A 13,974-nucleotide genomic window follows, 5' to 3' on the forward strand; every position below is an offset into this window, starting at 1 on the left:
ACCGCGGAGCGCGTCGTGATATGCTCGAGCACTACCTTGAGGCCAGGATGGCGCGCCATCAAGGGCTGCAAGATCCGTTCAATGAAGACGGCTTCGCGGTCGAAAACGTCGACTGCCGGGTCGGTCACCTCGCCGTGCACGAGCAGCGGCAGACCGCGTTTCTCCATTTCCGCCAAAGCCGCTGCACAACGACCGACATCGGTGACGCCGGAATCAGAGTTCGTCGTCGCTCCCGCCGGGTAGAGCTTGATGCCCTGGACCAGGCCGCTCGCTGCCGCCTGCGCGATCTCGTCCGGCGGTGTCTTGTCAGTCAGGTACAAGGTCATCAAGGGCTCGAAATGCACACCGCCGGGCAATGCCGCGATGATCCGCCGACGATAGGCGCGCGCTTCTTCGAGAGTGGTTACTGGCGGACGCAGGTTGGGCATGACGATGGCGCGAGCAAACTGGCGCGCGCTGTGCGCCAGGACGGTCGCCAAGGCTGCGCCGTCGCGCAGATGAAGGTGCCAGTCGTCGGGACGCGTGATGGTGATCTGCATGCCTGCTCCAACCGGGATATACCCGTCAATTCTAGCAGCCGGCAGGAGCCAGAGATAGGCGGGAAGCCGGTAGGCAGATGGCGGCGCACCGGAAAAGGCCGGCGATCACTCCGCGCGCTGCATGCGCAAGGCTGCACTGTAGAGCGCTTTCCGGCTGGTGCCGGTGATCGCCTGCGCCAGCCGGCTCGCCTGGCTCACCGGCAAGCCTTCGGCGAGCAGCAGGGCGAGCACGCGCTCGCCTTCACCATCGGTCGGCGCTGCTGGCGCGCCCGCCACGACAAGCACGAATTCTCCCCGCTGGCGGTCGGCATCGGCGAGCAGCCAGTGCTCCAGGTCAGCCAGCAGACAGTCATGCATTTCCTCGTAGAGCTTGGTCAGTTCGCGCGCCAAGACCACCCGCCGCCGTTCGCCAAACGCGGAACGCAGGGCGACTGCGGTCTCCACGATCCTGTGCGGAGCCTCGTAGAAGACCAGCGCATAGGGCAAGTCGGCCAGTTCGACCAGCGCTTGCGCACGCGGCCCGGCCTTGCTTGGCAGGAAACCGTAAAAAAGGAAATGGCTACTCTCGATCCCGGCCGCCGACAAGGCGACGACGGCAGCGCATGGCCCTGGCAAAGGCACGATGCGAAACCCCGCCGCGCGCGCGCGCGCGACCAGCGCTGCACCAGGATCGGAAACGGCAGGCGTTCCGGCGTCCACGACCAGCGCAACCGATTCCCCCGCCGCCAGGCGAGCCAGCACCTGTTGCGCAGCCGCTTCCTCGTTGTGCTGATGGCACGCCAGCAAGCGGGCATTGCTGCCGAAGTGCCGAAGCAGCGGCGCGCTGTGCCGGGTATCTTCGGCGGCCACCCAGGCGACCTTGCGCAGGGTATCGATGGCGCGTGCGCTCAAGTCGCCGAGATGGCCGAGCGGCGTCGGAACTACATATAATGCGGCGGATTCTTCTGACATGGAGTTCGGGAGGCTGGCGATGGGCAAGATTAGCACGCTGCGCCCGAGCGGCTACACCAAGACCTCAGGCGGCGCCGCCGAGAACCTCGCCGCAGCCTTTCTTGAACGCCGCGGGCTGGGCATCGTCCTGCGCAACTATCGCTGTCGCGGCGGCGAGGTGGACCTGATCTGCCGTGACCGGCGAGCGCTCGTCTTTGTCGAGGTGCGCCTGCGCAGCAATCCGGACTTCGGCGGTGCCGCGGCCAGCATCACGCGCGACAAGCAGGCGCGCATCATCCTGGCCGCCGAACACTACTTGGCCACGCTGACCACGGCGAACGTCGATTGTCGCTTCGACTGCGTGCTGCTCGACCGCCTGTCGCCGGATTCGATCGAGTGGATTCGCGATGCGTTTGCGTTGTCTTAGCGCAGCGCTCGCGCTGGCCGCCAGCGGCCTGGCCGACGCCGGCGAAACGGTCAAGATTCTGGTCCAGAGTTCGCCCCTGGCCGGCAGCCAGTACTATGCGGTCGCCGAGGTGTGGCCGCAGATCCGCCTCGGCGATCGACTGAGCCTGATCCGCGAACCCGCCAACCGGCACGACCGGCAGGCTGTGCGCGTCGAATGGCAGGGGCGACAGCTAGGCTACGTCCCGCGCGCCGAAAACCGCGCGGTCGCCCGGGCGCTGGACGATGGCGAGCGCCTCGAAGCGCGCGTTTCGCGTTTGCGCGACGACCCCGATCCTTGGCGGCGCATCGAGTTCGAAGTGTTCCTGATCCTCTAGTGTTAGAATTTCGCCACTTCATATTCCGCTCGAAAAACCTGGCTCATGAACCTGATTGGCCGTATCGGTGAAAACTTCAAGGAGAGCGCGCAGACTAAGCTCGACGCCAGCGAACTGTTGGCGGCGCCGATTGCCCGGGCGGTCGAGATGATGGTCGGCAGCCTGCTCGATAACGGCAAGATCCTGATCTGTGGCAATGGCGGATCGGCAGCCGATGCCCAGCACATGGCGGCCGAACTCGTCGGTCGCTTTGAAGCCGAGCGCCACGAACTGGCGGCGATCGCGCTGACCACCGACACGTCGATCCTCTCGGCGGTCGCCAACGACTATGGCTTCAAGATGATCTTCGCCAAACAGGTGCGCGCGCTTGGCCAGCCAGGCGATGTCCTGGTCGCCATATCGACCTCGGGCAACTCGCCGAATGTGCTCGAAGCGATCAGCGCGGCCCACGAGAACCAGATGCCAGTCATTGCACTGACCGGCAAGGGCGGTGGAGCAATCGGCGAAATGCTGTACGAAAGCGACATCCATATTTGCGTTCCGGCCAGCCGAACGGCGCGCATACAGGAAACACACCTGCTCACGATCCATTGCTTGTGCGATGGCATCGATTGCCTGCTGATGGGAGTTGAAGAATGAGAAGAATCGTCACGGCGGCCAGCCTGTTGCTCGGCATCTGCCTGCTCCCGACCCTCCAGGGTTGCGTTCCCATCGTCACCGCCGGGGCCACGACCGGCGCCCTGGCAACTCTCGATCGGCGGACGCTGGGAACGCAAACCGACGACGAAGCCATCGAATGGAAGGCGCGCGCGCGGACCAACGAACGATTTGCCGACACGATCCAACTCAGCTTCACCAGCTACAACCGGCGTGTGCTCATTTCGGGCGAAGCACCGTCGGAAGAGGTCAAGGCAGAAATCGAACGCATCGTCAGCGGCGTTCCGCAGGTCCAGGCGGTCTTCAACGAGGTCAACATTGCTCGCTTGAGTTCGTTTTCCAACCGCAGCAACGATTCCTATATCACAACCCGCGTCAAGGCGCGCTTTGTCGACGCGCGCAAGTTCAATCCGATCCACGTCAAGGTGGTCACCGAAGCTGGGGTCGTGTACCTGCTCGGCCTGGTCACCCAGGCGGAAGCCGACGCGGCAGTCCAGATTGCCCGAACGACGAAGGATGTCAGAAAAGTCGTTACCTTGTTCGAGACCATCTCGGCGGCCAAGGCGAGGGAACTCACCCCGCAAACGGGCGAACCCGCCAAGCCGAGGAACTCCCCGGCGGCCAGTGCGTGACGACTCGCCGCGGCAGGCTGCACAGCGACGGCAGCCTTCGGCCGCGGCTACTGCGACACCGCCAGGCCGTTGCCGGGATCCCTTGATGCAGCGCGTGTCAGCCGCTGGCGGAGCGGCGATTGACCGCTCGCTCAGCCGCCGGCGGCGCGCAAGGTTTCACCGGCGATGAGTGCGCGCGGTGTCATTGCCGCCTCTGAGCCGCACACGGCGTTGGCCGGTGCGCGTATCCTGCGCCGTGGCGGCAACGCGGTAGACGCGATCGTTGCCGCCAAACTCGCGGCCACGATCACCGAACTGCCCTTGACTTCACTGGGTGGCGGCGGCGCGTGCATCTGGGGCAACGCGGCCAAAGGCTACGAAGTCGTCGATTTCTTCGCAACGACCCCCGGTCGCGGCCTGCCGGCTTTACCAACGCTCGACTTTCTGCCGATTACGGTCGACTTCGGCCAGGCCGCACAGGTTTTTCACATCGGCAAGGCGGCCGCCGCCGTACCCGGCGAACTGGTCGGTCTGTTGCACCTGCATCAGCGAGGCGGCCGCCTGCCGCTGCGCGAAGTCGTCGCGCCAGCCGCGGATTGGGCGCGTAACGGTTTTATCGTCAGTCCGCAAATTTCCATGATGGCCGGTCTGATCGCGCCAATCCTGCTGCACTCGCCGAGCGTGGCCGCCCTTTTCTGTCCGTTGGGGCACGTCGCCAGAGCCGGCGAGCGTCTGGCCAACCCGCGCCTGGGCGACTTCCTGCACGCACTTGGCGAGGGCAAGGCAGACGAGCAGCTTGATCGCTACTGGACATCGCTGGTCGAACATTTCGGGCCGGCCCAGGGCGGACTGATCACCGCACACGATGTGGCGAGCTACGCACCTGTCGTACGCCAACCCTTGTCGGTCCCCTTTGGGCGCTACACGGTGCTGACCAATCCGCCGCCCTCGGCCGGCGGCGGATTGGTTGGCGCCGGACTGCGCCTGGCCGAGGATCGTGCGCTCGGCCAGGAGGAGTTCCTATCGGCAGCCCACCAATCGGCAGTGGCGACCGTTCTCGCCGACGTCTCGCTGATCCGTCGGGCGGGCTACGATCAACGACTACACCGTGACCCGGAGTCGATTCGCAACCTGGTTGCCGGCAAGATCAACTCGTCGTCGGGCGCGCAGCAGTCGCCGGGCGCCAATGAAAATCACCTGGGTGCGACGACGCATATCTCGGTAATCGACGCCGAGGGCATGGCGGCCGCACTGACCACCAGCAACGGCGAAGGCTGCGGGCACGCCTTGCCCGAACTCGGCATACACGTCAACAACTTCCTCGGCGAAGAGGACATCAATCCCGCCGGCTTTCATCGCTCGCCGCCGGGGAGCTGGATGAGCACAATGATGTCGCCGACGATCGTGGTCATCGATCGGGAGCCGTGTTTCGCGCTCGGCAGCGGCGGTTCCAACCGGATACGAAGCGCCATCCTGCAGGCGCTGCTCAACCTCCTGGCCTACGGCAGGCCGCTCGACGAGGCGGTCAACACACCGCGTATGCACCTCGAAGGCGACAAGCTCTGGTTCGAGGAGGCCGGATTGCCGGCTGCTGCAGCAAAGGCGCTCGACCAGCGCTGGCCAGCGGCGACCCGGTTCGCCGCGCCCAGCATGTTCTTTGGCGGGGTCAACTGTGCTGCCCGGCTTGACGGCCGTTTGGCGGGAGCGGGCGATCGCCGGCGTGGCGGGGTTGTCGTGCTGGCCGAGGACTAACCCTGCCCCATCGACCAGCAGCATGGCCGACGGATCGCAGCGGGCGGTCGCGCAGCAACGATCAGACGAGCACCTCAAGACACGCCGGATGCCCCAGGAAGGCCTGCGGGCTGGCGGTAAAACCGTAGGCACCGGACTGAAAGACGACAACCAGGTCACCTGGCGCGGCATCGGCCAGCGGCATCCGGTCAGCCAGCAGATCGAGTGGCGTGCAGAGCGGGCCAACGACCGACGCCGTGTGCGTTTCGCTGGACGCCATCCGGGTGCCAACGACGACTGGATAGTTCTTGCGGATGACCTGACCGAAGTTGCCGGAAGCCGACAGATGGTGATGCAATCCACCGTCGCAAACGAGAAAAGTCTGTCCACGCGAGACCTTGCGGTCAACGACGCGGGTGACGTAGACGCCGGCTTCCCCGACCAGATAGCGACCCAGTTCGATGACCAACTCGGCCTGCGGCAGTTCACGCGCGGCGCGCTCAGCCAACCCGGCGAGCGCGGCACCGATCGGCACCAAGTCAAGCGCCTGCTCACCCGGAAAGTAGGGGATTCCGAAACCACCCCCGAGGTTGACGAAGCGCACCGGCAAGGGTGCCGCTTCGGCCAGGCGCAGGACAAGCTCGAAACTCTTCGTCTGGGCCTCGACGATTGCTTCCGCCTTCAGGTTCTGCGAACCGGCAAAGAGGTGAAACCCCTCGAAGAGCAAGCCTCGACGACCAATCTCGCTGAGCAGTTCAGGCACCTGCTCGGCGTCGACGCCAAACTGTTTGGGGCCGCCGCCCATTCGCATGCCGGAGCTTTTCAGTTCGAAGTCTGGGTTGACGCGCACTGCGCAGCGCGCCGGACGACCAGTCCGCGAACTGATTTCGGCCAGTTCGCCAAGCTCGCGCCATGATTCCAGGTTGATCAGAACGCCCGCCGCGACCGCCTGCTGCAACTCGTTGCAGCCTTTCCCAGGCCCGGCAAAGCTGATCGCTTGCGGATCTGCGCCAACGTCGAGGGCGGTCTTCAGTTCACCCCCCGAGGCGACATCGATCCCGTCGACGAGTCCGGCCATGTGCGCGACGAGGGCCGGCATCGGATTCGCTTTCATCGCGTAGTGCAGCTTGACGGCCTCGGGCAACGCCGCGCGCAATTGGCCGACGCGCTGCGTCAGCAGAGCCCGATCGTAGGCGTAGAAAGGCGTCCGTCCAACGCGATCAGCCAGCCGGCGCAAGCCCACTCCGCCGACGACAAGTTCACCGTCGTGCACGGGAAACGGGTTCACCAGCAAATGGGTGGGACACAGCCGCTCGGCCTGGTTCACTGTCCACTCCCTTCTCGATCGGCGTCGGCGGCCAACGCGCTCGGGTCGGGGAAAGCTCCGGCACGATAAGCTTCAAGCAGACCCTTGCGGTCAATCTTGCCATTCGGGTTGCGCGGCAAGGGCCCGGGCAGCACTCGCATGCCGGCTGGCACCATGTACGCCGGCATCCTCGTCCGGCACTCGGCAAGCAGCGCCGCGCAATCGATCGCCTCGCCTGCCGCAGCCGTGACGATCAAGATGATCGCCTGGCCGAGCGTCGGGTGCTCGACGCCGAAAGCAACACACTCGCCAACCATACCCGTCGCATACACGACCTCCTCGACCTCGGTCGGACTGACGCGGTAGCCCGAAGTCTTGATCATTTCGTCGCGCCGGCCGACGAAATAGAGGAAGCCTTCCTCGTCCATGCGCACCGTATCGCCCGAGAAAACGGCGATCTCCGGCAGGACCAGCCCACCAGCGCGGCCAGCCGCGTGCGCCGGCAAGGGCTTGTAGCGTTCGTCGGTCTTCGCCCGGTCGTTCCAATAACCCATGCCGACGAGCGCACCGCGATGGACGAGTTCGCCCGGTTCGTTGGCAACGCACGGCGAACCGTCCTCGCGCAGGACAAGGACTTCACTGTTGGGAATCGCCTTGCCGATCGAATCTGGACGGCGGTCGACCTCCTCCGGCGGCAGGTAGGTCGACCGAAAAGCTTCGGTCAGACCATACATCAGGAAGGGCTTGCTGTGCGGCAGACGCGCACGCAAAGCGAGCAAGGTTTCGCGCGGCATCCGCCCACCAGTATTGGCAAAGTAGCGCAGATGCTCGCCGATCGCCGCCGGCCAGTCGAGTCGGGCAAGCTGGATGTAGAGCGGCGGAACGGCAGTCAGACCGGTCACCCGTTCGCCTGCCAAGGCCTTGAGCACATCCTGCGGCAACAGGTAGTTGAGCAAGGCAACGCGTGCGCCGACGTGAAAGGCCGTCGTCAACTGACTGAAGCCGGCGTCGAACGACAAGGGCAAGGCAGCGAGCAGCGTGTCGTCGGCGCTGTTCTCCAGATACGACGCGACGCTCTTTGCTCCGGCGACCATGTTGCGATGCGAGAGGACAACGCCCTTCGGCTTGCCAGTGCTGCCCGAGGTATACAGGATGGCGACCATGTCGGTATCGATCACCCGATGCCCGCGCTGGCGCGCCGCCTGCAAGAGATCTTCCCAGTCGACGCAAGCGTCCGGCGCCTGGGCGCGCCGGGCGGTGGAAGGAACCAGAATCGTGTGTCGCAAGTCCGGGCATTCGGCCAGCGTGGCGGTCAACAGGGCGAGTCTCTCGCCCGAGGTGACCAGTGCCCGCGCGTTGCAGTCGCGCAGGATGTGCCCGACCTGATCTGCCTTGAGCAGCGGGTTGACCGGGACGAAGACACAGCCCGCCGCCGCCGCGGCAAACATGGCGGTCACCGTTTCGAGTCGCTTCTCGAGATAGATGGCAACGCGCTCGCCACGCTGCAAGCCGAGGCTGACGAGACCATTGACCATCGCCTCGAGCGCTTGCGCCAGTTGACCATAGCTCATCGACTGCTGGCCGCAGGTGACGGCAAGGCTTTCCGGCGAACGAGCGGCACTACGCCAGATCAGTTCGTCGAGCAAATTGGTGTCTTTCATGTTCTCCTTCCACACGTGGCGCGCCGCTTGCGGCAGGCGCGGAGCACGGCAACAAGCTGTCGGAAAGTCGCGCCGCGGACGCACTCGCCGGCGATCGGATCAGCCGAGGAGGACGCGCGCACGCTTGCCCAAGCCGGCCACCTGGCGCAAAACTCGACCTCTACCAGGAACGAATCCTACCGGTATCGAGATGAACGAACTGCTCGCGGGCGTAGAATCCGACCCCACCTACCTGCAGGGAAATCGCCGCATCGCGCAAATCCTCCAGCGCCACCCCCGGCAAGCGAACGTCGATCGCCTTTCCCTCCATATGCAGGCTCTGCCTGGCGACACCGCCACCGCCGGCAAGGCGTAGACTGCTATTGGTCGCCGGACAACGGTAACCGGAAATCACCTGGAACGGCTCACGACAGCCAAGCTCCTGGCTCGTCTGAAAAAGGAGGTCGAACAACGGTGGATCGATCGTTCCGACCTCGCCCGTGTAATGGTCACGCAGGAAGTTGTTCAGCGCCGCGAGCGCCGATGGCACGTACCGATGGCCGACGGCAAAGACCAGCGAGATCGTTTCGCCTGTGTGCAGATGTTCAAATTGCAGGCGGCGCACCTTCGGCAAGGCGGCCAAGGCGGGCGGAACGAAGCCCGACAACGCGCCGGCGACCACCAGCTTGCCCGCGCACTCCAGGAAGTTGCGGCGTGCGGGCGCTCGACAGATTGACATGTTCATTCGCTACTCGGGATTAATTACTGGATTCTATCCCAAGTTTGCGCAGCCGCGCAGCCTCGCCCTGCAGTGCCGCCGAGCGCCGCTGCAGAGCCTCGCCGAGCATCGCCTCGTAGCCGTAGATGTCGGGCAGAAAATGTACCCGCCCGTCGCGCACGACTGCGGTGCTGTAGCTGATGATGACGGGCAGCGTTTCGCCCAGCCGCACGGTCATCGATTTGCCTCGCCGCATCGCCTGCACGATACGCTCACGGGTCCATTCCGCATCGCCGGCAAGGACGAACTTCGCCAGTTCGACCGGTGCTTCGACGCGAATGCAGCCGTGACTGAAGTCGCGCCGCTCGCGCTTGAAAAGCTGTCGCGTGGCGGTGTGATGGAGATAGATGTTGTCCGGGTTCGGAAAAACGAACTTGATGTCGCCCAGCGCGTTGCTCGCCCCCGGCCTCTGCCGGATGCGCATCTGGCCGCGCGCAACTGCCTCCAGGTCGCCTTCGGACAAGGCGGTGAGCACCTTCCCTTCGCTGGTAACCAGCTCGAAACCCTGGCGCGCCAGGTAACCCGGGTCACGCCGCAGGCGGGGCAAGGTTTCGCTCTGCGCAATCGACGGCGGCACGTTCCAGTACGGGCTGAATTCGACGAAACGCATTTCGCCAGAGAACAGCGGGGTGCGCGTCTTGCGCGCATTGCCGACGATCACCCGCATCGAGAGAGCCGGCTTCCCACTGTCGGCCGCCGCAGCGTAAGCGTCGAGCATGAACTCGGGGACGTTGACGACGATGCGCCGCTGCGCTTCCCGGTACGGCAGCCAGCGCCAGCGCTCGAGCGCCAGCTCGATCTGGCGTAAGCGTGCTTCGGGACGGACCTCGAGCTGCACCCAAGTCTCCTTGCCCAGCACGCCGTCGGGGTATAGTCCGTGGCGCGCCTGGAACGACTTGACGCCGTCGACCAGTTTGCCCTCGTAGCGCGCCGTCGTCGCCGTGTTTTCCGGCAGGTCGGCAAAGAGGGCCAGTCGGCGGGCGAGCAAAGCAGTCCCGCTGTACGGCTGGCCGGGCCGCAGACGGCCGCCGGGCAGTGGCGGTAGCGCTTGGCGAAAAGCCTCGTTGCCGATCAATCCGCGGTAATCCGCCAGCGCCTGGCGCAACTCGCGGTAAGGCAGCGCACTCGGCAGGTGACGACTGGTGCGTGCGTCCGTTGCGCCCTCGCCAGCAAGCTCCTCGAGGTGTCGGTCGATGACCTGATCGAGCTCGGCCGAGCGACTGTAGCGGATGGCGAACTGGCGCGGATCGACTCGCCCGCCGTGCAGGTCTGAAAGATAGCGACGTATCGCCGTGCCGATCGCCCGATCGAGCCTGGCCACGCGCTCGTCGTCCTGGACGCCGCTGCGCACACTGTTGGCGATCGCCGCTCGCAGATCTTCGACCGCATAGTCGGATGCTGCAAGACCGTCCGCCGACGCTTGCGAGAGAATGTGCAGCGCCCGCTCGCTGGCCGGCGTCGGGCCCGTCTGCGCAAACCAGAGCAAACGCTCGGGCATGGCGGCCCAGGACGCGGTCGCCACGCTCGCCATGAATAGGCCGATGACGAGCCGTGGGCAAGCGCGCCAGCAACCGGCGAAAAGGGCTGGACGGCCAGAATGGGTAACAGTCATGCGCGCTCTCTAGGTGGTTTCCCGGCATTATCCGGCAAACGCGATCCGCTCGCACCTCTTGCCCGCTCGCCCTGACCGAAGGCAGCGCGCCTGGTCGCCGGCGACAATCCTGCTTCGACCCGCGACCTCAACTCGTCGGTCGATCAATACTTGACGCGCGCAAAGTAGGTCTTCTCGGACGCTTCGAGCGCTTGCCGCAAGGTGACGATTCCCATCTGCCCGAGCAGCGGCAGCATCTTGAGGAACACCTCGCCAGTCGCCTGAGCGTCGCCGAGCGCGTTGTGCCGCGCGGTGACGTTGATTCCCAGCCGCTCGGCGATGCTGTCCAGTTGATGCGAATCCTGATTGGGCTGTAAGACACCGGAAAGCAGCAAGGTGTCGAGAACCGGCTGGCTGAAGACGACACCAGTACGTTCTTCCTTCAGTTGCAGGAAGCGCATGTCGAAAGCGGCATTGTGCGCAACCAGCACCGTATCGCTGCAGAATTCATGAAACGCCGGGAGAACGACGTCGATGTGCGGCTGACCACGCACCATGTCGTCGGTAATGCCGTGTACGCGGACACCTTCCGGACGCAAGAATTTTTCCGGATCGACGAGCTGATCGAAGCTCTCCTGGCGCAGCAGGCGCCCATTGACGATACGGACAGCGCCGATCTGAATGATCTCATCGCCGGCTGCCGGCTCGAGGCCAGTGGTTTCAGTATCGAAAACCGTGTACGTCAAGTCGGACAATGGCCGATCCAGGTCGATGCTTTGATCACGAAAATGGAAAAGATCGAAGTCGTAGTATTCCGGACGAGAACCGTCGACGGGCAGCGCATCCGCCTGCACCGCCTCATCGGGCGTCGCCACCGGGAGAACAAAGCGACAGAAAGCACGATGCGCGGCCTTCTCGCGGTCGTACCAGATTTCACCGCCATGACGGTCGACGACATCGCGCAAGGACAGCGGCGAAGCGTCACGACCGACGTGCATCGGGTCGTTTTCCCAGGAGTAGAAGGTTTCCGACGACATCGCGTGACCAGCCCAGATGAGGTCGAGATAAGCCAGCTTGCCGAACGGAAGGAGGCGAAAGCGCAATTCCTTGATCTGGTAGTGTTCGATCAGACGTGAAGCCAGGAAACAGATCGAAAAGACGAGCGAGAAGCTCTCCACGCGCAGCCACAGACCCTCGTCGACCTCCTCGGTTTTCGTCGTCAGATCAAGCTGCTGCTCGATCCGGCGCTGGGCCGCAGCGATGACATCGACGCCGAGCACGTCCTCGAGCGGCCAGCGCGTCTTCAGCGAATCGGCGAACTCGCTCATCGTCTGGTCAAGCCGCTGGCTCATGCGCACAACTTCATCACTGATGATGCCGATGAAGCGCTCGCGCGTATCGCCATCCATGTCCGGGTAGTCGAGCAGGTTGCCCACCGCGACGCGGATGTTGGCCAGACTGCCGCGACTACCATCGGTGAGCGATTGGAGAACCTGGTCGCGCTGCGATTCCTGTTCCAGGCTGCGCGTAATGTTCTCGACGGTGAGCACGTAGCCGCTGATTTCGCGCGGCGCTGCGGCATTCGAACTCAGCACGGGGACGAGCTGGACGCGTAGCAGTTGTCCGCCACGCGCCGTCGTAATGAAATTAGCCAGGGCGGTGGCCATACCCTTACCCAGGCGCTGGCGAACGACATCAAGCGCATGGTCGATCTGATTGCGTTCGAGAATCGAAAAGATCGAACGTCCAAGGCCGATCAGCGCCCCCCCGGCAGCAACCGCGGCGCCCTGGACGAGCGCCTTGAACTGCAGTCGGGCACGATTGTTGTAGAGCAGGATGCGACCATCGACGTTGCATACGACGACCGCCTGGGCCAACTCCGACATCAGGGCAGCCAGCCGGTTCTTTTCCTCCTCTACCGACGCTTTGGCAGCAGCAATCTGGGCGGCAACGTCGTCCATCAGTCCGTCGCGCTGTTGCGCCAGATCGTTCGTCGCCTGAGCGAGCAAGCGAATCTCCGGCGGACCCTCCGGACTGACCCGGAAGTTGCGATTGGCCGACAGCATCAGGTGCAAGTTCTCGACCATCTTGAGCAGACCCTGCACATACTGGCGGAAAAGATGCCGGATCACCAGCAGGCCGACGATGAAGCCGAAAATCGTCATCAGCGCGCCGAGCGAAAGATGCGGCACGATCAACTGGATCAGCAGCGCCTGCTCGGCCGGCTGCGCATCGGCCCAGATCAGCGCCGCGGTGACGACGAAAGGCCCGGTCATCAGCAAACCCAGAACGATGACCGAAATGGCGAAACGCAGACGCGCGTTCACGGTCGCGGCAGGTGATCTTCCGCGTACGCCGTGTCGTCAGTCGCATCCTCGAGCAGGGCTGACAGTTCCCGGTCGAGCAGGTGCGAAGCGCCCAGGTTGAGCTCGACCAGGCGGCGCAGATGCGTCGCGCTGTCAATGTCGATCACCCGGCAGAGCATGCCGATTCGTCGCGCATCGAGATGTGCGACAACCCCCTGCAACGCGATTGATTGTTCCGCTCCCAGGCTGAGTTCGAGCCGACAGTCGGTACCGGGCGCCAGCCTGAGCGTCGGCGGCCGCTCGATCAGTGCCCCCTTGAGCGACAGGTCGTCGATGCGCACGGCGTGCGACTCGCCGGACACGCTCAGGTGGGCGGTGGAATGAAAGACTATACGCTTATGGCGTCGGCGTTCTTCTGGCACGGCGGGAACTCCCTCAGCTTATCTGCCCCGCATATTACCCCAAAGCAGCCTGTGCAGTTGGACCTGCAAGCGCACAGGCAAGCGATCGGCGACAATCCAGTCGGCCAGCGTTGCCGCCGGGAGTTCGTCGGCCACCGGCGAGAAGAGGATCGGGCAGCGCTCGGTCAATCGCTGGTCAGCGATGAGCTGGCGCGCCCACTCGTAATCGGCGCGGTCCTTGAGAACAAACTTCACCTCGTCGCTCGCCACCAGGCGCTCGATGTTCGGCCAGAAGTTGCGCTCCGACTCGCCGGATCCGGGCGCCTTCAGGTCGACGACACGGGCGACCCGCGGATCGACGCCCGCGATGTCGATTGCCCCGGAGGTTTCGAGAGAGACCGCGTAGCCGGCCGCACACAGCGCCGCGAGCAGCGGCTGACACGCCGACTGGGCGAGCGGCTCTCCGCCAGTTACGCAGACCTGCCGAACGCCGTAGGCTTCAACCTCGGCAAGCACTTGCGACATGGACATCGCCTGGCCACCGGTAAACGCATACGTCGTGTCGCACCAACGGCAGCGCAGTGGACATCCGGTCAGGCGGACGAACACCGTTGGCAGGCCAACGCGCGAGCTTTCCCCCTGCAGCGAGAGAAAGATCTCGCTGACCTTCAGGCCCAAGACCCGCGTCGATTCCTTCACCCG

Annotated in this window: 14 protein-coding genes; 5 read left to right on the top strand and 9 right to left on the bottom strand. The window is 64.5% G+C overall.

The features are described 5' to 3' along the window. Both Q1L59_RS01625 and rsmI read right to left on the bottom strand, forming a co-directional pair. Positions 1–539 (bottom strand): amidohydrolase family protein (locus Q1L59_RS01625; protein WP_300327550.1); only part of this gene is annotated, 539 nt, incomplete at its 3' end. Positions 540–644: 105 nt separating this feature from the next. Next, entirely contained in the window at positions 645–1,490 is an 846-nt protein-coding gene (gene rsmI / locus Q1L59_RS01630) for a 16S rRNA (cytidine(1402)-2'-O)-methyltransferase (RefSeq protein WP_300327551.1), read from the bottom strand. Positions 1,491–1,509: 19 nt separating this feature from the next. Between rsmI and Q1L59_RS01635 the strand changes: the two genes are divergently transcribed. The 5 genes from Q1L59_RS01635 to Q1L59_RS01655 all read left to right on the top strand — a co-directional run bounded on the left by Q1L59_RS01635 (position 1,510) and on the right by Q1L59_RS01655 (position 5,271). After that, positions 1,510–1,896, top strand: coding sequence for a YraN family protein (locus Q1L59_RS01635; protein WP_300327552.1), 387 nt, complete (start codon positions 1,510–1,512; stop codon positions 1,894–1,896). After that, complete coding sequence (locus Q1L59_RS01640) at positions 1,877–2,251, top strand: HIRAN domain-containing protein (protein ID WP_300327553.1); 375 nt, start codon at positions 1,877–1,879, stop codon at positions 2,249–2,251. Before Q1L59_RS01635 ends, Q1L59_RS01640 begins: the two co-directional genes overlap by 20 nt. A gap of 45 nt (positions 2,252–2,296) precedes the next feature. Then, positions 2,297–2,890 carry a phosphoheptose isomerase gene (locus Q1L59_RS01645; protein ID WP_300327554.1) on the top strand — a complete coding sequence of 198 codons (594 nt, stop codon included), beginning with the start codon at positions 2,297–2,299 and terminating at the stop codon, positions 2,888–2,890. Then, positions 2,887–3,540 carry a BON domain-containing protein gene (locus tag Q1L59_RS01650; protein WP_300327555.1) on the top strand — a complete coding sequence of 218 codons (654 nt, stop codon included), beginning with the start codon at positions 2,887–2,889 and terminating at the stop codon, positions 3,538–3,540. Before Q1L59_RS01645 ends, Q1L59_RS01650 begins: the two co-directional genes overlap by 4 nt. Positions 3,541–3,705: 165 nt before the next feature. Continuing rightward, positions 3,706–5,271 (top strand): gamma-glutamyltransferase, encoded by a 1,566-nt coding sequence (locus tag Q1L59_RS01655; RefSeq protein ID WP_300327556.1) that lies wholly within the window; start codon positions 3,706–3,708, stop codon positions 5,269–5,271. Positions 5,272–5,332: 61 nt separating this feature from the next. On the opposite strand, the gene Q1L59_RS01660 is transcribed toward Q1L59_RS01655, so the two are convergent. From Q1L59_RS01660 to queE, 7 genes are all read right to left on the bottom strand, one after another. Continuing rightward, positions 5,333–6,538, bottom strand: coding sequence for a pyridoxal-dependent decarboxylase, exosortase A system-associated (locus Q1L59_RS01660; RefSeq protein ID WP_300327610.1), 1,206 nt, complete (start codon positions 6,536–6,538; stop codon positions 5,333–5,335). Between the two features lie 35 nt (positions 6,539–6,573). Continuing rightward, entirely contained in the window at positions 6,574–8,217 is a 1,644-nt protein-coding gene (locus tag Q1L59_RS01665) for an acyl-CoA ligase (AMP-forming), exosortase A system-associated (RefSeq protein ID WP_300327557.1), read from the bottom strand. A gap of 160 nt (positions 8,218–8,377) precedes the next feature. Beyond that, a complete protein-coding gene (locus tag Q1L59_RS01670) occupies positions 8,378–8,935 on the bottom strand; it encodes a DUF882 domain-containing protein (RefSeq protein WP_300327611.1) in 558 nt (185 codons plus the stop codon). A gap of 19 nt (positions 8,936–8,954) precedes the next feature. Then, a complete protein-coding gene (locus tag Q1L59_RS01675) occupies positions 8,955–10,586 on the bottom strand; it encodes a L,D-transpeptidase family protein (RefSeq protein ID WP_300327558.1) in 1,632 nt (543 codons plus the stop codon). A gap of 143 nt (positions 10,587–10,729) precedes the next feature. Continuing rightward, entirely contained in the window at positions 10,730–12,892 is a 2,163-nt protein-coding gene (locus tag Q1L59_RS01680) for an exonuclease domain-containing protein (protein ID WP_300327559.1), read from the bottom strand. Then, the gene (locus tag Q1L59_RS01685; RefSeq protein WP_300327560.1) at positions 12,889–13,293 is read right to left on the bottom strand and encodes a PilZ domain-containing protein; all 405 of its coding nucleotides are present in this window, start codon (positions 13,291–13,293) and stop codon (positions 12,889–12,891) included. Before Q1L59_RS01685 ends, Q1L59_RS01680 begins: the two co-directional genes overlap by 4 nt. A gap of 18 nt (positions 13,294–13,311) precedes the next feature. Beyond that, entirely contained in the window at positions 13,312–13,971 is a 660-nt protein-coding gene (gene queE / locus Q1L59_RS01690; RefSeq protein ID WP_300327561.1) for a 7-carboxy-7-deazaguanine synthase QueE, read from the bottom strand. Between the last annotated feature and the right edge of the window lie 3 nt (positions 13,972–13,974).

The organism is Accumulibacter sp. (assembly GCF_029255125.1).
GTDB lineage: Bacteria > Pseudomonadota > Gammaproteobacteria > Burkholderiales > Rhodocyclaceae > Accumulibacter.

What these genes read in the sequence shown, in the direction of transcription:
- rsmI (WP_300327551.1), bottom strand. Translation starts at nt 1,490, where the DNA reads ATGTCAGAAGAATCCGCCGCATTATATGTAGTTCCGACGCCGCTCGGC.
- Q1L59_RS01635 (WP_300327552.1), top strand. Translation starts at nt 1,510, where the DNA reads ATGGGCAAGATTAGCACGCTGCGCCCGAGCGGCTACACCAAGACCTCA.
- Q1L59_RS01640 (WP_300327553.1), top strand. Translation starts at nt 1,877, where the DNA reads ATGCGTTTGCGTTGTCTTAGCGCAGCGCTCGCGCTGGCCGCCAGCGGC.
- Q1L59_RS01645 (WP_300327554.1), top strand. Translation starts at nt 2,297, where the DNA reads ATGAACCTGATTGGCCGTATCGGTGAAAACTTCAAGGAGAGCGCGCAG.
- Q1L59_RS01650 (WP_300327555.1), top strand. Translation starts at nt 2,887, where the DNA reads ATGAGAAGAATCGTCACGGCGGCCAGCCTGTTGCTCGGCATCTGCCTG.
- Q1L59_RS01655 (WP_300327556.1), top strand. Translation starts at nt 3,706, where the DNA reads ATGAGTGCGCGCGGTGTCATTGCCGCCTCTGAGCCGCACACGGCGTTG.
- Q1L59_RS01665 (WP_300327557.1), bottom strand. Translation starts at nt 8,217, where the DNA reads ATGAAAGACACCAATTTGCTCGACGAACTGATCTGGCGTAGTGCCGCT.
- Q1L59_RS01670 (WP_300327611.1), bottom strand. Translation starts at nt 8,935, where the DNA reads ATGTCAATCTGTCGAGCGCCCGCACGCCGCAACTTCCTGGAGTGCGCG.
- Q1L59_RS01675 (WP_300327558.1), bottom strand. Translation starts at nt 10,586, where the DNA reads ATGACTGTTACCCATTCTGGCCGTCCAGCCCTTTTCGCCGGTTGCTGG.